Origin of the sequence: Pseudanabaena biceps PCC 7429, assembly GCF_000332215.1 — a bacterium.
GTDB lineage: Bacteria > Cyanobacteriota > Cyanobacteriia > Pseudanabaenales > Pseudanabaenaceae > Pseudanabaena > Pseudanabaena biceps.
The window spans coordinates 1-19,879 of record NZ_ALWB01000087.1; the positions used below are offsets into that span (position 1 = coordinate 1).

Sequence of the window (19,879 nt, forward strand, 5' to 3'; positions counted from 1 at the left end):
CCCGCGCAGCGGGCGGTATGCTCTTCTAGGTTTTAAGTTTACTTATGCCTAGCTACTTACTTACTTTTAGCTCGTCAAACTGACGTTAATACTAAAGGATTGCTACTAGAAAATTTCTCCTATTAATTTGACAATTTAATCGCTAATCACGTAAGAACATAGTAAGTAGTTCAGTATAATTAAAAACCAAAACCAGAGAGCGTACCGCCCGCGCAGCGGGCAGTACGCTCTTCTAGATTTTAAGTTTACTTATGCTTAACCAACCATAAAAAATCATGGAAATATCAGACATTTCTGAAGTTATTGAAGATAATAATGAGGACGATGACGATCACCAAACGTCAGGGGATGGGAAAAAATCTCCTGATTCATCCGATCGCCATAAAGACAAACACAAGAACAAACTCAATAATTATGTAGCCATCACAGTGGTGATGTTTGTCACCTTTATGGGAGTGTGCAAGGTCAAAAGCGATAATGTGGTACAGGCGATGCAAAAAGCTCAAGCCGATCGCATCGACACTTGGTCGTTTTATCAAGCACGTAATTTAAGGGCTGAAGTGGCGAAATCTACCGTTGCCCAGTTGAAATTGCAGGCTCTGTCCCAGCAACCTAAAGTTCGGGCTGAGTATGACAAGGAAATTTCTAGGTATGAAGCATTAGCCGTCAAGCAAGATACCGAAAAAGAGAAATTGCAGAAACAAGCTCAAGATGCGGAAAAGCTCTACGATCAGTTGAATATTCATGACGATCAGTTCGATCTATCCGAAGCTGCCTTTGCCCTAGCGATCGCCTTACTTGCCATGACCTCGCTCACCCAAAAAGGTTGGCTATACGGTGCGGCGATGATCCCCGCCGCCTTTGGGCTATTTATGGGGCTAGCGGGTTTACTAAACTGGGATACCCATCCAGAAGCACTGACGAAGCTTTTATCAGATAATGTAATTAACCATAGTCATCAACAAGTTACAACTCGACCAGACGAGCAATGGTTTCCCCATTTGTCTCCTAGCAAAAATCTATGAAAAACTTTATTCAAAATCTACTCCGCTACCCTCAATTTTTAGTGTTAATTATTGGCGGTGTTTTGTCAGTAGTGATCGCCCCGATCATTCCCTTGCTGAAAAAGCCCGTGACAGCGATCGCGATGATTACGGCGATCGTCAGTGGATTTATTGGCGTATCCCTAGTCTTAAGAGCAATGCTAGGAATGGACATCGCTTAGCATAGTCTCATGGCAGATCTCGATTGGGACTCATTCTCATCAATAACCCGCAGCTCAATAGCCTCCCAGCATATCTCACAGCCTATTAAGTCATCACTATGGGAATTCTTTGTGTGATTCGCCTTTATGAATCCATGTGAAACGAAATCCATGCAAAACGAAATCTATGTGAAACAAAATCTATGTGAAACAATATGTTGGGTGAAGAAAAAATATGTTAGACGTAATGATCGTTCTATTAATAGGTATAGCACCACCAATCCTATCTCTATGGATACTTCATCGCACTCAATCGCACTATCGACAAATAAATTTGGTGATCGCAACTCCCCTACCCCTCAAGCTCACAGCATTGCCCCCCGCTGATCTGACCTACATTGATGGGTTTGGCTATGCGATCGGTAAAGTTAGCTGTAAATACAATGCGCGATCTGCATATCTTCGTTGTGCTGTCAATCCCAGCGGGGCTTGCCAAGATTGTTGCCATTACGACAGTCTATAATTGAAGCTCCTCAGATATCATGTCAAATCTGCCTATCAAAGTACAAATTTATGGCTACTACTAGAAGAGTCGCTCGAGTCGCCGAATTAATTAAGCGGGAAGTCAGCAACATGCTGCTCAAAGATATTAAAGACGATCGCGTTGGCATGGGCATGGTTAGTGTCACTGATGCCGAACTATCGGGCGATCTCCAACATGTGAAAATCTTTGTCAGTATCTATGGTACTGAAGAAGCAAGACAACAAACGATGGAAGCTTTGGCTTCGGCAACAGGCTTTATTAAACGTGAAGTGGGTCAAAGGCTTGCCTTACGTCGCGTTCCCGAAATAGTCTTCCATGAAGACCGCTCCTTTGAACGGGGTGTTAAAGTCCTATCTCTAATCAATCAACTTAGCCGAGAACGCGAAGAAAAGGAGTCAACCCCAAGTGATTGAGTTGATTAAGGCGGGTGGGATAGTTATGTATCCCCTCATGCTTCTATCCGTATTTACTTTGGCTGGGATCATGGAACGCCTAATCTTTTGGTTTGGCATTCTGAGACAGGAGAAAAAAACTGCCGAAAATATTTTAACGATCGCTCGGCAAGATCTTAAACTCGCTGCGGTAGCAGCGGAGCAGTCCTTAAAAGTGCCTGTAGCTCGATTTCTCTACGCGCCCTTAGCCCTAGAAGATCCCGATCCTGAGCTATTTCGCCTTGCCCTTGAGAGTACCGCCGATGAGGAGTTAGCGGGAATGCTCAAGGGTGAAAAACTGCTAGAAGCCTCGATTACCCTAGCGCCCTTATTAGGGCTATTAGGAACGATTACGGGACTAATTGTTTCCTTTGGGTCTCTAAAAATTGGCGACGTGGCTGCAAATACAAAATCAGGCTCCATAACTCAAGGGATCGGCGAAGCCCTGATTACAACGGCAACGGGATTGATCATTGCAATTTTCGCTTCCGCATTTCACCGCTTGTTCTTAGCATTTCAAGATCAACAAAGTAAGCTATTTATAAAATTTGGTAACCAGTTAGAGCTAATCTACCGCCAACATTGGCATCAACAATCGCGAACATAGAAAAAAGGTTCGCTTGGCGAACCTTTTTTCTATGTTCTGGTCGGTGATGCCATTTTGAGTAGTAGCTCAGAGTCTAGGAGAAAAACCGTTTGCGGCTCGGATTTTTTGATAGGGACTTGCATGATGTGGCTAGAAATGCCAAGGGAATCGCGATCGCGATATTCGGGTGTTATTGGCTGCAAGGTATGGACAGGGACATCTGCCACATTGGGCAAAGAGTCGATCGTAATACCATACAAACTATTCTTGCCTGTAAAAATCACTAAAAAACCCTTGGAAATATTAGCTTCCGTAGCATAGATCTGCTTATATAAATCGATAACTAAAACTTCATTATCCTCATAGGTGGTTATTCCCAAAAGCTTGTTACCGCTACGATGGATAGTCGGCAAGGGAATAATTTTCACCACACTATCCAGCCCTAACGCTAAATTGAGATTTCCCATTGAGAAGATTAAAAATTTAAGCTTTTCTTCTTTTTTCTTGTTGCTGAGCATAGTATTTGGTTGAGGATTGGGATTTTAGAGCTAGGAACCGAATTGCTAGACTGGTTTCTCTAATGGCTGATCTACGGGTTTCTCCACGGTTAGCCTTTGAATAGTTTTAATTAATTCTTGTTCAAGATAGGGTTTGGTGAGATAACCTGAAGCCCCAAGCATCTGAGCAACACCGCGATGCTTAGAGCCACTACGGGAAGTTAGCATGATGATCGGCATGTTTTGATAGCGACTATCTTTGTGACAGGCAGCTAAAAACTCAAATCCATTCATATTGGGCATTTCCACGTCACACAATACAGCCTGAATTTCCGCATGTCTGCCTAGCTGATCGATCGCATCGCGTCCATCGTTTGCTTGGATGACCTGATAGCCAAATTTGGTTAAGGTTAAATCAAGGGATTGGCGAGCCGTGAGGGAGTCATCAACAATGAGAATGGTTTTCCTCTGTAGTACATTTGGTAGTACATTTGGTCTAGCTTTTAAGGTTGGTGGCTCGACGGGTTGCTCGCTGGTTAATGGTAACAAGGCAACGGGCGCTTTTGTAGGAGTCAGGATATCAAGTAAAGCCGAACTATCAATGACTGGGACAAGTGTGCCATCTCCCAATACTGTACAGCCGTATAGATAGGGCGGTGGAGCGATCGCTTTACCAAAAGGTTTAATGGCTAATTCCTGCTCGTTTAAAACGCGATCGATCGGCAAAGCGACAATCTCCACATCATCGGAAAATAATAATAATGTGATCTGATTTTCATCGGTAAAAGTCTCAGTATTAAATATATCTAGAGATTTCTTAGGCAGTGGATATCCATCCGCAAAGATAGACACAGGATAGAGGGGAATCAACCGATCTTCAAAACGATAAAACTCTCTACCTTGAATAATTTGAATTTCATCGGGATCGATAATGACAATCCCTAGTAGTGTGTCAATGGGGATTGAGAGCAATCGATCTTCAATGCTGAAGATCAACAACTTGGCAATACTGAGGGTAAGCGGTAATTTAATCGTAAAGGTTGTACCTTGACCGACCTCAGATTTAATATCAATCGATCCTTTGAGACTCCGAACTTGCTCATAGACCGTGGCTAATCCCATACCTCGCCCCGACAATTCGGAAACCGTATCTGCGGTCGAAAAACTGGGAGCAAATAGGAATTGATAGGTTTCTTCGTTGGAAATCAAATTTGCTTTTTCAAAATCCAATAGCCCTGCTTCAATCGCCTTAGCCTTGATATTGGCAGGGTTAATGCCCTGACCGTCATCTTTAACTTCGATATAGGTTTGGTTACCGCGATAATAGGCTCGGATTTCAATAGTGGCAATTAGGGGCTTGCCGAGATCGATCCGTTTTTGGGTCGATTCTGTACCATGATCGAAGGCATTTCGCACAAGATGCACAAAGGGATCGTAAAGCTTTTCGAGGATGGATTTATCAACTAACGTCCCCGTTCCCAATAGTTTGAGGTTGACTTGTTTATTATATTTATTGGACATCTCCCGCACCATGCGGGGCAAGCTACTGAGGATATCACCCAAGGGCAACATTCTTGCCCAGAGTAGGTCATACCGCAACTGTTTCAAGATTTGTTGTTTACGACGTTGGGTTTGCTGCGTCTGCTGCATGAGCATTGACATGTCGCGCATCCCTTCATCCATCTGCGCAATATCTTCGAGAGCCTCTTGGATAAAACCATGCAAACGGTTGTAAGAATCCATTTGCAATGGATCGAAATCAGCTAATAAATCGATGGATGTTTGGGGTTGGGATGAAGTATGTATTTCTTGAGTCGTGACCTGTTTTCGTTGAGCTTTATCAAGCCAATTCTGAAGATTTTTGGAAAGAAGCTCGAAGCTTTTAAATTGTTTCTGAATATGGGCAATCTTGGCATGTAACTGCTGATTTTGAAGATGCGAAGCATTCTCTTGAGTCACTAATTCGCTGGAAACGTTATTTAGGCGATCTAGTCTGGGTAAATCGACCCGTATGGTTTCAGAGATATAGGGAGCGACATTTCTTTGAGAATTAATCGTATTTTGGGGAATAGCAATATTCGCTGTAGATTTCTGTGGCGGCACAGGCATTGCCGATTTCTGTGGGGATACGACTGGTTTTGCTGGTTTCTGTGCCGATGGGGCTGGGTTTGTGGGTTTAACCTGTTTAGTCTCGGTTAATACTGACTCTTTTTGATTGAAGAAATCTTGTAAATTTTCTAATGTTTGTTCATCGTCGAAATGCTCAACAGTATTTACATTTAACGGTTCATTTTCGCTAACATCTAAATTTGGGGCAAAAATATCAAAGTTCTGATCGATTTGATCGATATCCAGCGCGTCAAAGCTCTCAAATTCGTGAGGTTCTTCTAGGGTATTAAAATTTAATTCTGAAGAAATATTATTTAAATCCTCAAAACTTGACGTTTCCCCAAAATCCTCTATATCCATTTCTGTAAATAGAGGAGGCTGTCTATCAACATCTTCAAGATTTAGCTTCGATAGGAATTCGGACTGACCATCTAATTCTATGAATGAAATATCGTCGATTTGCTGTTCTAGGGATTTAAACCAATGTTCAGGATCGTTCGCATCTTCATTTAAATTTTCACTTAAATCCTCATTTAAGTTTTCACTAAAAACTATAGATTCAGCATGATCTAGATCGGATTGCGCAAGGGTAATTAGCTCTCGGCTCGGTTGACCGCCTTGGGTGCGATCGCCTGCTAAAACTGCTGCGCGAGCTGCTTCAAAATTCGCAACTGCCACTTTACCCACTAAAACGGGATATTCGGGGTTATGTTCTAGGGCTTGGAGAGTTGCTTGGGCGATCGCTTTAAAGCCCGATAAATTTAATAATTCCCCAATGCCATTAAATACCTCTATTTGGGCGCGGATTTCGCCCTTTACGGGTACACCTTCAGGGTTGGCGAGGACATTCTGGAGGCGTAAGATGCCTTGTTGCACATCTCCTTCAAAGACAATTTGCACGATATCTACACCCAGCTCGGCTGCCGTTGGCAATTCAACCTCTTCGTCAGTATTACCTAGGTATAGTTTCAATACTTCAAACACTGGCTCCGCAGCAGCGATCGCTGATTCCGCCTCATAATGCCCCAATTGCAGTTGATCCATGAGTGACAGGCGCAAACAATCGTAGGCTTGCAACAGCAAACCTTCGACATCTTGATCGATCTCGCCTTCAAAGCGGTAAAGCGATCGAAAGACATCTTCTAATTGATGGGCGATCGTTTTAATACCCTCAAAATTAAGGCTTGCCGCACCACCCTTAATCGAATGGGCGGCACGCATAATTGCATGAACATTGGCAGTACTCCGATCCTCACGGAGAGAGAGCAAACCAGTTTCAATCGTCTGCAAAAATTCAGGTGCTTCTTGCTTAAAAAATTGATAGGCTTGATCATGAATTTCTGTGTCTGAACTGTACATGGTTGCTGTATTGCTTCTCTTCAATAGGTTAGCTGACTTTAAACTGCGCTACACTGACTTGCAATTCCTCAGCCACCTGTAGCAGATCGCTAAAGGAATCATTCAGGACTTGAACATAGTTAGAATTGGAATTAGCGATCGCGGCAACGTTTTGGATAGTTCGACTTGCCTCATCCGACGTTTGTGATTGCAGAGAAGCGGTTTGCGTAATTTCTCGCACTAGTTGGTTGACGATCTGGCTGGAACTAGCAATGTCAAAGAGTTTTTGACGGGTTTCTTCCACCAGTTGGGAACCACTGTTGACCTGTCTTGTCCCCAAAGCCATGGTTTTGATGAGGTCGTTAACTTGGGCTTGAATTTCTTCGATCAGTTGGCGAATTTCTGTAGTTGCTTTTGCCGAACGTTGAGCCAGCGCTCGCACCTCGTTGGCTACTACCCCAAATCCTTCTCCTTCCTCCCCTGCTCTTGCCGCCTCAATTGAAGCATTTAGCGCCAACATATTGGTTTGATTGGCAAAGCCGCTAATCAGCTTAACAACCTTGGAGATTTTCTGCGAGGCTTCTCCTAGCTGTTGCACTTTTTTGGCTGTTTCGGCAACGGTGTCCCGAATGACGGTAAAACTTTCAACGGTAGTATTCATCGCGGTATCGCCTTCCACGAGAGCCTGATTCGTCGATTTTACCTGTGCTTCAGCTTGGGATGCTTGCATTTCCACCTTGGCGATGGAGTTGGTAAGCATTTGAATGCGATCGAGGGTTTGGGCGATCGCCAATACCTGCTCTGAGGCTCCATTGGATACGTTTTGGATGATTTCTTGGTTGCGATCAACGTTGTGAGATACCGATTGCGATGCCGACTGCACGGCTAGTACGAGTTTGCGTAGACTGCTAATTGTGGAATTATAAAAGTCAGCGATCGTGCCAATTTCATCCTCCGTAACCTTTGCGCGAATGGTTAAGTCCCCACGACTGATTGGATCGACTTCAATTAGTAGTTCTAAGGCTCGTTTTTGCAAGAATTCTTTAGCCTGACGTTGTTCTTGAATGCGCAGTTCGGCTTCAGTGCGAGCAGTTTCCTGCCGAGCTTCAGCAATTCGTTCCGATTCTAGTTGTTTTTCCGTAATCAAAACTTCTAGTTGCTCAGCCATCTTATTAAGCTCTTGCGATAAGGTACCGATCTCATCACGCCGCTCGCTGTCTGTCAAACGTTCCCCCATTTCCCCTCGTCCGATCTTTTGCGTAAAGCCCGACAAGCGGCGTAAGGGACTGGAAAAAGAAATAGCGATCGCCAAACCAAGCGCACCCGCCACCACGATCGAAATTGCGGCAATCCCATAGCCCTCAATGGATAATTTGGCTAGAAGCTCTTGAATTTCGGTAAAGGGACGCGCTACCGCCGCAATGCCTATGGGTTTAGCATTGGGGTCGATTAACTTCCGATGGTCGTAAAGAGGGCTATAGAATGCCATCTCATTGATGCCTGCAACGTTAGTTTCACCGATATAATCCTGCCCTTGCTGAAGTACGATATCCGATACTTCACGGGCGGCGCGAGTGCCGATCGCTCTAGTATTGTCAGGATTTTTCGTATTTACATTTAGGTAGGGAGTGTTGGTGCTAATGCGCCAATCCTGAGCAAAGATCGAGGCGATTGGCATGTTATATCGTTTAGAGAACTTATCGACAATGCCATAGTTGCGATTGAGTAAAGCTCCGACTATAGCCGTGCCAACTACGCGACCTTTAATTTTGATCGGGTATACTGCCATACTCACCAATCCAGACTTGCCCTGCTCAACGTTATAGTTTCCTTCGGGGGCTGGTTGCTTAGGTTCTGGTAACCCCTGAATGGGCTGGGGACGCAAGCCAATATTGGCGGGTTTCTCCAAGCCGAGAGTTTGCAATTCCTTGGATTTGAGCAATTCGATCCCATACATGGGCTTGCCTGTAGCGATCGCATCTTTGACAATGGCAAGATCCGCCAAATTACTACCCGTGGGAATGGCTCCCGATTTGTAGGATTGGACTATTAGCTCCGAGCGATCGCTGGGCGCAAGTGGTGGAAACTTAGAAAAATCTTCATCAAGAACGAGGACATTACCTTCAATACTGCGTCCGAGATTATCAGTAATTAACTTAACATGCTTGATTGACTCTGGATCTTTACCTTCACTACTAATCTGTAAAAGGGATGGGAGACTAGCCCGTTTAGTGGCGAGTTCCTGCGGATCACTCACATTTAAATTATTATCTTCAATTGCTTTGGCGATTGCTTCCGCATCCTGTTTACTTTCAGAATTCGTCCACATTACGTACTCTGACACAAAGAATGACCCCTTTTCCTTCAGGGAAGTCCGTAATTCTTTGATAGCAGATTTTTCCGATGAACTAACTAGGGTTTGCGTCACAATTAATACAGGCAGCCCCGAAGCTAGCAATAGGACAATCGATAATTTCCATCTTACGCCTAGGTTATTCCAAGCTTGGGCTGACCATTTCCAAAAAGGGACTTGAGGCTGAGGTATGGGTTCCTTAACTTTAATTGCAGTGACCGACCTTGATTGGGTTGGGATAGTTTTTGCCGTGGGATCGGAAGGAGGAATATCGGGCTTGTCTTTTAATAACATACTGCTAGCTCTGGGACGATATATTGATTGGGTAGAAACTTTGGACTCTCTATTTGACTCTTTATTTGACTTTCTATTTGACTTTCTATTTGACTCTCAGTTTGACTTTCTGAGGGATGAAAATAAGTATCTTTTATCTCCATTCTTTTAATTTAATAATTGATAATTGATAATTATTAACTATTAAATTAAGTGGGCTTAATTAAATATAAAACCCTAAAACCTGCGGCGCACGCGCAGCTTGCGCCGCAGGTTTTAGATCGGGATTTTAATTATGCTGAGGTACTTAATAGTCATTGCGAAAATAGAAGATCTTAGACGACTTTGAACTGAGATACGCTCACCTGTAGATCTTGCGCAACTTGCACGAGTTCGGCAAACGATCGCGCGACATCTTCTGACTGTTTCGATGTATCTTCGGCAATCGTGGCAATATCCTGCATAGTAGCCCCCATATGATCGGTGGTTTTAGTCTGATTGTTAGCAGCGATCGCAATTTCACGAACGATGGAGTTAACCTGTTTGCTAACCATGGAAATTTGGGTGAGTTTTTCACGGGCATTCTGCACGAGTTTGGTTCCTGCAACTACCTGTTCAGTACCAGTTTCCATCGCCGCTACTACTTCGTTTGTTTGAGCTTGAATCTCTTCAACCAGTTGCTCGATTTCTGCCGTTGATGACGCGGACTGTTCCGCAAGGTCACGGACTTCTTCAGCAACGACGCTAAATCCTCTTCCTTCTTCACCTGCTCGCGCCGCTTCGATCGCGGCATTGAGTGCTAGTAGGTTGGTTTGAGCTGCAAAGTTACTAATCAGGTTCACAATTCGGGAAATCTTTTGGGAAGTTTCCCCCAACCGTTTTACCTTTTTCGCAGTTTCCGATACCGTTTCCCGAATTTCGGAAATCCCTTCCACGGTTCGGTTCATGGCATCATCGCCTTCTTGCAAAACCGCAACAGTTATTTGCATTGACTGTTCCGCCTGTTGCGCCCGACTCTCTACGCCTCGGCTCGACTCCGCCATTATTTTGACTTCTTGCAATGCTGAATTGATCGATTCGGACTGCTTAATTGCCTCCGTAGATACCGATCGCACCGATTGCTCGCTGCTCGTTGCTGTCTTCGTAACGGACTGTGATGCCGCCTGCACCTCAATTACCAGCTTACGGAGGTTACGAATAATTGCATTGTAAGAATCGGCGATCGTTCCCACCTCATCGGCGGTAACATTTGCCCGAATCGTCAAATCGCCTCGGCTGACGGGATCCACTTCCATGAGGAGTTCTAGCGCCCGACGTTGCAGAAATTCCTTCTCTTTTCTTTGCTGTTCGGCGCGTTCGTCAGCCTCGGTTCTTGCCTCATTACGAGCATTCTCTAACCTTGCCGCCTCCTGTTGTTGTTCAGCAATCAGGGACTTAATTTGATCAGCCATCCCGTTGATATTACTCGATAGCAAGCCGAGCTCATCTTCGCTCACAACCTCTAATCGCGTCTCAAGATCGCCACTACCAATTTGAGCAACAACCTGTGCCGCCTCGCGAATCGGCTTAACGGCACGATTAGCAATCAAGGCTGCTAAAAGTCCTACTAATAAAGCTGTGACACCTGTTCCTATCGCTAGAGTAATTAAGAGCTCTCGTTGAGACTTAAAAACCACATCAGCCTCAATCGTAACGATTACGCCTAAATTCAGGTTAGGCATATTGAGATATGTACTCAATGGCGCATAGGTCAATAGTTCTGTCTTATTAGTTATCTGATCAACATGTATTTGGGTTTCTGGTGTTTTGTTAGAGATTGCTGTTGCTAGCTGAGGAAATAGTTCCTTAGATTGAACACTTTCTTCAGCTTTTTCCTTGGCTAGAAATACCTTGCCAGCCATATCAATCAAATGATACTCATCTTCTTCGCCCAAAATCCCTTGGATAACATTATCAAGGCTTTCGATCGGCATTCTTGTCCGTACCACGCCAATCAACTTATTCGAGCCAGTTTCTTTTACGGGAGCAGATATAAAAAAGTTAACCGTCTTATTGACTGTCGATTTACCAGGCTGACTGATAAAAGGTTGTCCCGTAGCTAGCGGAGTCTTAAAAAAATCACGTTCCTTAATGCTAGGAGCAGGATCTTGGGTGATGGTAGAACGGAGTGGTGTCGTTCCATCTAAATCAGCAAAGGCAACTAGACTATATACCCCATAGGTCTTGGCATATTCATTCAAAACTGCTTCGCGTTCCGATTGGCTCATTACTGCCTGTACTTTACGATTAGCCAGAATTGGGTGTGCAGCTAATACTTGAATGTCCCCATAGCGAGAATACATAAAGCGATTAATTTTATCAGCGATCGCTAGGGCTTTCTTTAGCTGAGTTTCCCGAATACTCTGATCTAATGAACGACTGGAAAAGTAAGAGGCTACACTACCAATCGCCACCACAGGAATCGTACTGAGTAATACGGCTAATAAGGTGGTTTTAGTGCGTAGGGATAGCGATCGCCAACCCCATTTAGTAGGATTCGGGGCAAGGGGAAGCGGCGGTGGCGCTTCAAGTAAATTTTCGGGAGAATCTAGCTTGGTTTGATCGACATTTTGCCCATCAGCCCCATTATTATTATTGATAATTTCCTTAGCTTCCAAGGATGGATCTTGATTTTTGGGTTGGTTATCTTGGGTCAACATTGCCGATTCTCCTTAAACTTTCAAAACTTTTAAAAAATATACAAAAGCACAAACCATCTAAGCGTCTACATAACCAAAACAAGTCTCAAACTAGGTCTGAATAACTTGCGCGATCGCATTGCCATCCAACACCAAAAACGTCTCGCCACTCGCGCTTAACCAATAACCCTGACAAGCCTCCTTCGTAGCTGGACTGGTAAATGCGTGGGATGAGGTTTGAATTTTGGCGCGATCGCAGCGGATCATCTGCCCCACATTGGACACCACCAGTCCGATCGCATTACCTTGACTGCGTAAAAAGATAATATGGTATCGATCCTGAAACTTTTCTTGAGTAGATTCCTGTGCGTAAAGGGGCGTGTAGCCTAAGAGACTGGCAAGATCGACAGCCCAAATAACATCGCCCCGCCAATTATATATACCCATTACGTAAGGATCCAACCCTGCGATCGCCGTAATCTTAGACAAACTAACTCTGACAATTTCAATTAGCTGATGGGTTGGCAATAATGCTTGCTGTTCTTTTACGAGAGAAAATGATAGAAACTGCTCGCTATCCAACCGTCCTGCATCTAACTGAGTTATCTTTTGCTGATTACCTATCATCTGATTTGCCACGGCGATCTCACTGCTACTTTCTAGGGGATATTATCGATTTTTGAGCGTTTGCCTTATTTCTTATTACTTTCTTATTACTTATTGCTATTTACTTGTTTTTACTTGTTGTTTCTCTTGTTGTTTTACTTGTTATTAGGCATCAATCTTTTACTAATAATCTAATCGTCCGCACTAGCTCATCGATATCAACAGGTTTGGTCAAATAAGCGGAAGCCCCTTGTTTCATGCCCCAAAATTTATCCATCTCTCCACTCTTCGTCGAGCAAAGGATAATCGGAATATCTTTAGTTGTCGGCTTATCTTTGAGATCGCGACATAGCTCGAAGCCACTTTCATTGGGTAAAACCACATCTAATACAATAGCGCTGGGCTTCTGCTGACCAATTTTAGTTCTAGCTTCGTCCCCACTCATTGCCAAAATGGTATTAAAGCCAGCATTTCTCAAGCTACCAATGATAATCTCAGCCTGAGTCATTGTGTCTTCAACCACTAAAATTGTACTCATATCTGGTTTTTTCCTCTTTAAAGTTAATAATCAAGCTAATAATCTAAGTGAGAGCTGTTACAAATTAGTTAGTTTCAGGGACTTGCAAAAACTTACGCATTATTTGCATAACTTTTGCAGGATCTGGAGGCTTGCTCACAAAATCAGAGGAGCCAGCCATCTTTGCCCGCACCCGATCAATCATCCCATCCCGTCCAGTCAGAATCACAATGGGAATTTCTTGAAATGTAGTCGTTTTGCGCAGAAAAGTACATAATTCATAGCCATTGGTATTTGGCATGATCAAATCAAGAAAAATCAGATCGGGCTTCCGTTGTAATAGGGTGCTCACGCTTTGTAAAGGCTCTGTAATTCCTAAAACTTCATAACCTAAGGGCTCAAGGATGCGGCGCATTTCTACGGCTACTTGCGGACTATCATCAATGCAGGCAACCAGCCCTCGACGCACAATTTCCTGAGGCTTACTAGGCAATTTCCATTTCGAGGATGTCCAGTCAGGCACTTCCTGAAAAGCGACAATTCCATCGACAACTAACGGTAAAAGCGATCGCATAACCGCAATCATCGAGCAATGCATGATGATCGACATGTCCCATAGAGTATTCTTGCCATTAACAATTTTTTTAAGCGTCCTATAGGTTTTAGAGGTAATAGCTTCCGCCTTTAGCATCACATCCAATTGATCAGGATTGTTAATGTAAGGAGCTAAATCGAAGGAAAACCCTTGGATCATGTTTTGGACATGGGAAAGCCCAGCCTGTTGCCACCTTTGTTGGGCTGCCACGACACTATCTAGGGTTTGCCCCATAGATAGGGCAACTACGGGTTTAAAGACTAGGGATTCTAGAGGTTTCCAAGATGATTTGGGCTGTTTTTGATTGCTGAGACTATAAAACACCTCATGAATGCTGGACTGAATGACCGCTCTCACCTGTTCTGTGGTCAAAAGGTTGTCTTGAACTGCCTGCTCGATGACCTTTAACTCCCAAGCCTCAGTAGTGAGGTCGGCATGTTCGAGTAATTCTTGAATATTGATATTATGTGAATGCTGTCGAATGGCTCTAGCCAATCTGCGAATGCGATGCTTGCCGCCAGTTGCATATACTAAACGCCCAAGATAGAAATATATGTTCCAAACAGGATCGGCTTCATTGTCGCCAGTCACCAATAATTCACCAGTAGCCTGTTGAAACAGAACATATAAATGCTTCAAATCTTGGATAAACTTAGGAAGGGCTTGTATTGATGTGTCCACTGGAGAAAGTTGGGTAAGTAGCATTTGTTTGCTGTATCGAAAGCCAAAGGGGCTAAAGAGTATTTATCACTGACTATTCCCTTATTGCATAAATACCTTTTAAACTAACTGACTGCCTGATAATCACAAAACAACCATGTAAACAGCCATGTAAACAGCTATATATACGTTTACTATAATTGCATTTATTTATCTATAGAACAAGAACAATTCTTAGCTTAAGTGATTTTGTATAATTGGATAGCTTTGAAAGAGGTATCTTACCATAGTCCCCGTTTATTGTTATGCTCTCAGAAAATGTTTGATAATTTTCATTGTTTAATTTTATTATTTAAATTTAAATAATAAAATTATCATTTAAATTTATTGTTTGAATTTATTGTTTGAGTCTGTTATTTAAGTAAGTTGTTTGAATTTCAGTACCAAGCCTGTCTCATAAATTCAAGAGTGAAATATAGCAATTGTTGATACAAGAACTAAAACCTTATTTAGTAGGATTAGGAATTTGCCATGTCCAATCCTACGATCATCATGTAAAATTTTATAAATACAGAATGATTTAATATGATCGAGGGATACTCATGGGGACAGCTCTGTTAGATTATTTTGTGATTATTGAGGATTTAGATTTATTTATTTACCAATTAAGTCGATCTCAATTCACTCTATTTTTAGGGTAAGCAAATATAAAATACATTTAAATATATTAGAATACATTTGTTGATACATTCACCAAGATTCCAGCATTCAAGAGTCTTCCAGTATTTGTTTTTATTCTTTGGATTTTAATTTTAAATGTATTTAATAGTATGTAAACCCAGTTATTTTATTAGTTATTTTATTAGTTATTTTATTAATTATTTAAATGTGCTATGGCATTCCTCAATCATTCACGAGAAAAATGGGGCTTCGATACGCTCAGCCAATGTATACCGATTGCTAAGCGTAGTCGAAGCCTTTCACACTCGTTCAGGATTTCTATATGAGAATCCCAAGCAATTTTGAGAATTATCTAGGCGCAGAAATATCCTTCTCAAATCTTTCCTGAATCTTTCCCAAAACCGAGGAAACCAGAAACATTTGCCAAAGGTTTGCCCAATATTTGCCAAGTTGATAAAAATTGGAGCTTCACAACCTAAACATTCAAAAATTAAAGTAAAATTTTATTAAGGGATGTTTGAGTAAAAAAAATATAAATTTTTTGCGGGTAAGACTTCGTGTTTCAACCTATGTATGCTGAAAATCAGCGATTCCTATTTGAACAAGCAATTATCCGCAATCCCTTGACAATTGCGGCAAGTGCAACAGTTGCTGAGGCGATCGCTTTAATGAGCAAAGGCGGACAAGCCTGTAGTTTGTCCTGTGATATTGATACCGCGTTAAATTTGCAATTAGCTCATGCTCAAAATAGTTGCGTCTTAGTGACGGAGGGAAAAAAGCTCATCGGTATTTTGACTGAGCATGACTTAATTAAGTTGGGAACTGAGACTTTCAATGATGGGGAATCCCACCAAAAATCCGTAAGTAATTTACTGGAAACTGCGATCGCTGAAGTAATGACCTATCCCGTTCAGTCGCTGCTGGAATGGGAATTCATCGATATCCTCGTCCCCATCAATCGCTTTCATCGCTTTCATATTCGGCATTTGCCCCTAGTCAACGATCTCGGTGAAGTAGTCGGGTTGCTCACCCATGAGAGTTTACGGCAACTACTACGCCCCATCGATATGTTACGCCTACGTCGGGTAAAAGAGGTAATGGTTACCGATGTGGTTTGGGCTCGACAGATGGATTCCGTTGCGAAGGTCGCCAACTTAATTTTAGAGAGTTCCGTCAGCTCGGTCGTAGTTGTTGAAGAGCGAGAGAATGCTTTATTTCCCATAGGAATAGTTACGGAAGGTGATATTATCCAATACCTTGCCTTGGGATTAGATCTATTTACATCGCCAGTACAGTTAGTGATGAGTTTCCCGCCCGTGGCTATCGATTCCGAGGAGACATTATGGGATGTGCGGGAGTTAATGCAAGAGAGAATGATCAACCATGTCCTTATTACGGATGCCGATGGTAAGCTAGAAGGAATCGTCAGCCAAACCGATCTATTAGGGGCAATCCAACCAACAGAAATTTACAAATTAGTCTCGATATTGGAAACAAAAATGTCAAGGCTAGAGCAGGAAAATCTCGAACTACTCAAAAGTCGTAATAAGTTATTAGAAAGCCAAGTGCAGGAAAGAACGACCGCACTAGCCCATAGTAATGATATGTTTCGGCAATTTGCTGATAATAATCGCGGGGTGATTGTAATTCGCGAACTTTCTTCGGGCAAGTTACTCTATGTGAGTCCGAGATATGCAGAAATCTGGGGTAAATCCAATGAAAGTTTATACCAAGATCCCGATTCTTGGATGCAATCTATTCATCCTGACGATCAAGAGCGTATTGCTCAAGCCTATACTTTAACTGCCTTTAGTGGTTCCTTTAGTGAGGAATATCGCATTGTGCGCCCCGATGGAGATATTCGGTGGATTTGGGGACGCTGCTTTCCTCTCAAGAATAGCCATGGAAAAATCGAACAAATTGCCGCTGTAGTGGAGGATATTAGCAATCGCAAGCGCCAAGATCTGCTCTTAGCAAAGCAGCGGCAAATATTGGAGTTGATCGCGCATGGTGCGGAGTTATCGGAAATTTTGATTGCAATAATTCAATTCATTGAATCGCAATGCCATCAAATGTATTGCTCGATCTTACGGGTAGAAGGAAAAAAACTAGTCTGCGGCATTGCCCCAAGTCTTCCTGAAAGCTATATAACAGCGATCGAAGGTATCGAAATCGGTGAATATGCAGGATCCTGTGGAACTGCGGTGTATCGAAAAGCCCCCGTAATCGTGACCGATATTGCGACCGATCCCCTATGGCACAACTATCGTGATTACGCTCTAGAAGCTGGATTGCTTGCCAGTTGGTCGATACCTATTTTTGCTAAATCAGGGATTGTCTTAGGCGCATTGGCGATGTATTATCCTGAAATTCGGACTCCTTCCAATGATGAGAGGGAATTGGTGAGTCTGGTCGTTAATTTAGCTAGCTTAGCAATTGAACGCAAACAGGTAGAGACTGCTCTGAGGGAGAGCGAAAGCAATCAAAAAAATCTAATTGATGCTTTACCCGATTTAATTATACGGATGTCTGGCGATGGAACGTATCTGGACTTTTTCCCAACCGAAACTTTTAACATATTTGATACAAAGGAAATAATTGGCAAAAATATTTACAATACTGATTTCCCCATAGATTTGGCAGAAACGCGAATGCAATATATTCGTGAGGCTTTGCTGACGGGTAAAAGACAGATCTACGATCAAGAAATTATTATTGATGGGAATTTACATATTGAAGAAGTCCGCATTTCTGTTTGTAGCGAGAACGAAGTTCTGATCATTGTGCGCGATATTAGCGATCGCAAATGGGCGGAGATGGCGTTAAATCGTAGCGAGCAACTCCTGAGAGCGAGTGAGTCTCTATTGAGTGGCATGTTCGAGCAATCTGCGGTGGGGATGGCTATTACCGACCTTGATGGTAAATTTATTAGAACTAATCCCTGCTATCAAGAGATGATTGGCTATTCTGAACGGGAATTAGCATCAATGCGATTTACAGACAATATGCTGCCTGATGATATAGAAGAGAATCTCCGATTGCGGAATCTTGTTCTTTCTAACGAACTTGAAAGTTATCACATGGAAAAGCGCCTCTTACACCGAGACAACAGGACTGTTTGGGTGAAGACAACCAGTTCCAAAATTGTTAACGAAGTCGATCATACTCCATTTTTTATTGGGATTATTGAGGATATCAGCGATCGCAAACAGGATGAAGCAGCCTTACAAAGTTTAGTCGAAGGGGCAGCCGCTCATACTGGTGAGGACTTCTTTCCCACCTTAGCAGAATATATTGCCAAAGCCCTAGGAGTGAGTTATGTCATTGTCTCTAAACTTATGGAGGATCGATTGGAGACCATCATCTCTTGGATAGATGGAAAGCAACAACCAGTATCGATCATCCCCTTAAGTAATACTCCTTGTTCGTTGACAATTAAACAAGGAAAATACTGCTGTCCTGAGAAATTAAAGAGGTATTTCCCCGATTGCGAATCCGTCAAAAATTTACAAGTCGAATCCTATTTAGGGAGAGCAATCTTTAGCAGTAGCGATAAGCCCATCGGCAGCCTATGCATTCTCGATCGCAAACCGATCGCTAATTTGGAGAGAGCCGATGCGATGCTACGGGTTTTTGCGGCTAGGATTAGTGCGGAAATCGAAAGACAGGAGGCTATTGATGCCCTCTACCAGCTCAATCAACAATTAGAGCTAAGGGTCGAGCAGCGCACCAGTGAACTAAAAGCCGCTAATCAACAGTTGGGTGAAACAAATGCTGAACTCGCGCGAGCGACTAGGCTGAAGGATGAATTCCTTGCGAATATGAGCCATGAACTCCGTACTCCTCTTAATGCAGTTTTAGGTATGTCTGAGGGTTTGATATCAGGAGTGTTTGGTGATGTCAACGATCGCCAAAAGCGATCGCTATCCCTAATTGAAACGAGTGGCAGACATTTACTGGAATTAATTAATGACATTTTGGATGTAGCTAAAATTGGTGCAGGGAAATTAGATCTCGAAATTAGTTCTGTGGCAGTTGATTATTTATGTCAATCAAGTCTGAACTTGGTTAGGCAAGCAGCACAAAAGCGAAATGTCCAACTCCGCCTATCAATCCATCGCAGCCTGAAGACGATTGCTGTGGACGAACGCCGAATGCGTCAAGCCTTGATTAATCTGCTCAGTAATGCAGTCAAATTTACGTCTAATGGTGGCAATGTCAAATTGGAAGTTAAGCTTCAAGATATCGAATCAACAACCCTAAAGGCGAGTCCTGAATATTCCCATGCGCTAGTTTTTTCTGTTACAGATACGGGCATCGGTATTTCTCCAGCCGATATCTGTAAATTATTTCAAGCCTTCGTCCAGATTGATAGTAGTTTAAATCGACAATATTCGGGAACAGGGCTAGGGCTTACACTTGTCAAGCAAATTGCCGAATTGCATGGCGGCTGTGTGACTGTAAATAGCCAAGTTGGTCAAGGAAGTTGTTTTTCTATCTTTTTACCCTACAAGTTGGAGATGAGAGCTGTAGATAGGGAGCAGACTCATCCTGTAACGGAGCAGCATGGTAAAGAGGGCGTTGCACAAATGAAAGATGAATCAAGCAAAGGTAGTAAATGATTTGTACTTAAGATAGTGAATTAACAAACGAATTGAATACCTCAACATTTCTTCCGATTTTGAATAACATAAAGTTTTTCTGTGTAATCTGGCTAAAATAATGTCTAAGTCTTGTGTTTTCACCCTCAACTCTTGTCATGTAGGTCTTGCTGATAATTTGATCCTCCGAGTTGATAAACATTTTG

General features: G+C 42.8%; 13 protein-coding genes and 1 pseudogene. 6 read left to right on the forward strand and 8 right to left on the reverse strand.

Annotated elements, in window-relative coordinates; all coding sequences use genetic code 11:
• Positions 1-275 precede the first annotated feature (275 nt).
• From PSE7429_RS11245 to PSE7429_RS11260, 5 genes are all read left to right on the forward strand, one after another.
• Positions 276-1,025 (forward strand): DUF4337 domain-containing protein, encoded by a 750-nt coding sequence (locus tag PSE7429_RS11245; protein WP_009627302.1) that lies wholly within the window; start codon positions 276-278, stop codon positions 1,023-1,025.
• Positions 1,022-1,225: a DUF751 family protein gene (locus PSE7429_RS11250; protein WP_009627303.1), complete on the forward strand. Its 204-nt coding sequence runs from the start codon at positions 1,022-1,024 to the stop codon at positions 1,223-1,225. Before PSE7429_RS11245 ends, PSE7429_RS11250 begins: the two co-directional genes overlap by 4 nt.
• Positions 1,226-1,439: 214 nt before the next feature.
• Positions 1,440-1,727: a DUF6464 family protein gene (locus PSE7429_RS24400; RefSeq protein ID WP_009627304.1), complete on the forward strand. Its 288-nt coding sequence runs from the start codon at positions 1,440-1,442 to the stop codon at positions 1,725-1,727.
• 50 nt (positions 1,728-1,777) lie between these two features.
• A complete protein-coding gene (rbfA, locus tag PSE7429_RS11255) occupies positions 1,778-2,161 on the forward strand; it encodes a 30S ribosome-binding factor RbfA (protein WP_009627305.1) in 384 nt (127 codons plus the stop codon).
• A complete protein-coding gene (locus tag PSE7429_RS11260; RefSeq protein ID WP_009627306.1) occupies positions 2,154-2,786 on the forward strand; it encodes a MotA/TolQ/ExbB proton channel family protein in 633 nt (210 codons plus the stop codon). Before rbfA ends, PSE7429_RS11260 begins: the two co-directional genes overlap by 8 nt.
• Before the next feature lie 29 nt (positions 2,787-2,815).
• On the opposite strand, the gene PSE7429_RS11265 is transcribed toward PSE7429_RS11260, so the two are convergent.
• The 7 genes from PSE7429_RS11265 to PSE7429_RS11295 all read right to left on the reverse strand — a co-directional run bounded on the left by PSE7429_RS11265 (position 2,816) and on the right by PSE7429_RS11295 (position 14,436).
• Complete coding sequence (locus PSE7429_RS11265) at positions 2,816-3,283, reverse strand: chemotaxis protein CheW (RefSeq protein WP_009627307.1); 468 nt, start codon at positions 3,281-3,283, stop codon at positions 2,816-2,818.
• Positions 3,284-3,328: 45 nt separating this feature from the next.
• On the reverse strand, positions 3,329-6,730 hold the full coding sequence (locus PSE7429_RS11270; protein ID WP_009627308.1) for a hybrid sensor histidine kinase/response regulator: 3,402 nt from the start codon (positions 6,728-6,730) through the stop codon (positions 3,329-3,331).
• A gap of 28 nt (positions 6,731-6,758) precedes the next feature.
• Positions 6,759-9,356 carry a methyl-accepting chemotaxis protein gene (locus tag PSE7429_RS23570; RefSeq protein WP_009627309.1) on the reverse strand — a complete coding sequence of 866 codons (2,598 nt, stop codon included), beginning with the start codon at positions 9,354-9,356 and terminating at the stop codon, positions 6,759-6,761.
• A gap of 314 nt (positions 9,357-9,670) precedes the next feature.
• A complete protein-coding gene (locus PSE7429_RS11280) occupies positions 9,671-12,034 on the reverse strand; it encodes a methyl-accepting chemotaxis protein (protein WP_009627311.1) in 2,364 nt (787 codons plus the stop codon).
• A 90-nt stretch (positions 12,035-12,124) separates the two neighbouring features.
• A complete protein-coding gene (locus PSE7429_RS11285; RefSeq protein ID WP_144052508.1) occupies positions 12,125-12,652 on the reverse strand; it encodes a chemotaxis protein CheW in 528 nt (175 codons plus the stop codon).
• 139 nt (positions 12,653-12,791) lie between these two features.
• A complete protein-coding gene (locus tag PSE7429_RS11290) occupies positions 12,792-13,157 on the reverse strand; it encodes a response regulator transcription factor (protein ID WP_009627313.1) in 366 nt (121 codons plus the stop codon).
• A 64-nt stretch (positions 13,158-13,221) separates the two neighbouring features.
• Positions 13,222-14,436, reverse strand: coding sequence for a response regulator (locus PSE7429_RS11295; protein WP_009627314.1), 1,215 nt, complete (start codon positions 14,434-14,436; stop codon positions 13,222-13,224).
• A 1,193-nt stretch (positions 14,437-15,629) separates the two neighbouring features.
• Here PSE7429_RS11295 and PSE7429_RS11300 point away from each other — a divergent pair.
• Complete coding sequence (locus PSE7429_RS11300) at positions 15,630-19,694, forward strand: PAS domain S-box protein (protein ID WP_144052509.1); 4,065 nt, start codon at positions 15,630-15,632, stop codon at positions 19,692-19,694.
• On the opposite strand, the pseudogene PSE7429_RS24405 reads toward PSE7429_RS11300, so the two are convergent.
• Positions 19,674-19,879, reverse strand: a pseudogene (locus PSE7429_RS24405) (IS1 family transposase); the annotation flags it as partial. The gene PSE7429_RS11300 and the pseudogene PSE7429_RS24405 sit on opposite strands and share 21 nt — an antisense overlap.

Excerpts from the sequence above, each read along its gene's own strand:
- PSE7429_RS24400 (WP_009627304.1), top strand. The coding sequence starts at position 1,440 with ATGTTAGACGTAATGATCGTTCTATTAATAGGTATAGCACCACCAATC.
- PSE7429_RS11280 (WP_009627311.1), bottom strand. The coding sequence starts at position 12,034 with ATGTTGACCCAAGATAACCAACCCAAAAATCAAGATCCATCCTTGGAA.
- PSE7429_RS11270 (WP_009627308.1), bottom strand. The coding sequence starts at position 6,730 with ATGTACAGTTCAGACACAGAAATTCATGATCAAGCCTATCAATTTTTT.
- PSE7429_RS11290 (WP_009627313.1), bottom strand. The coding sequence starts at position 13,157 with ATGAGTACAATTTTAGTGGTTGAAGACACAATGACTCAGGCTGAGATT.
- rbfA (WP_009627305.1), top strand. The coding sequence starts at position 1,778 with ATGGCTACTACTAGAAGAGTCGCTCGAGTCGCCGAATTAATTAAGCGG.
- PSE7429_RS11245 (WP_009627302.1), top strand. The coding sequence starts at position 276 with ATGGAAATATCAGACATTTCTGAAGTTATTGAAGATAATAATGAGGAC.
- PSE7429_RS11250 (WP_009627303.1), top strand. The coding sequence starts at position 1,022 with ATGAAAAACTTTATTCAAAATCTACTCCGCTACCCTCAATTTTTAGTG.
- PSE7429_RS11295 (WP_009627314.1), bottom strand. The coding sequence starts at position 14,436 with ATGCTACTTACCCAACTTTCTCCAGTGGACACATCAATACAAGCCCTT.
- PSE7429_RS23570 (WP_009627309.1), bottom strand. The coding sequence starts at position 9,356 with ATGTTATTAAAAGACAAGCCCGATATTCCTCCTTCCGATCCCACGGCA.
- PSE7429_RS11265 (WP_009627307.1), bottom strand. The coding sequence starts at position 3,283 with ATGCTCAGCAACAAGAAAAAAGAAGAAAAGCTTAAATTTTTAATCTTC.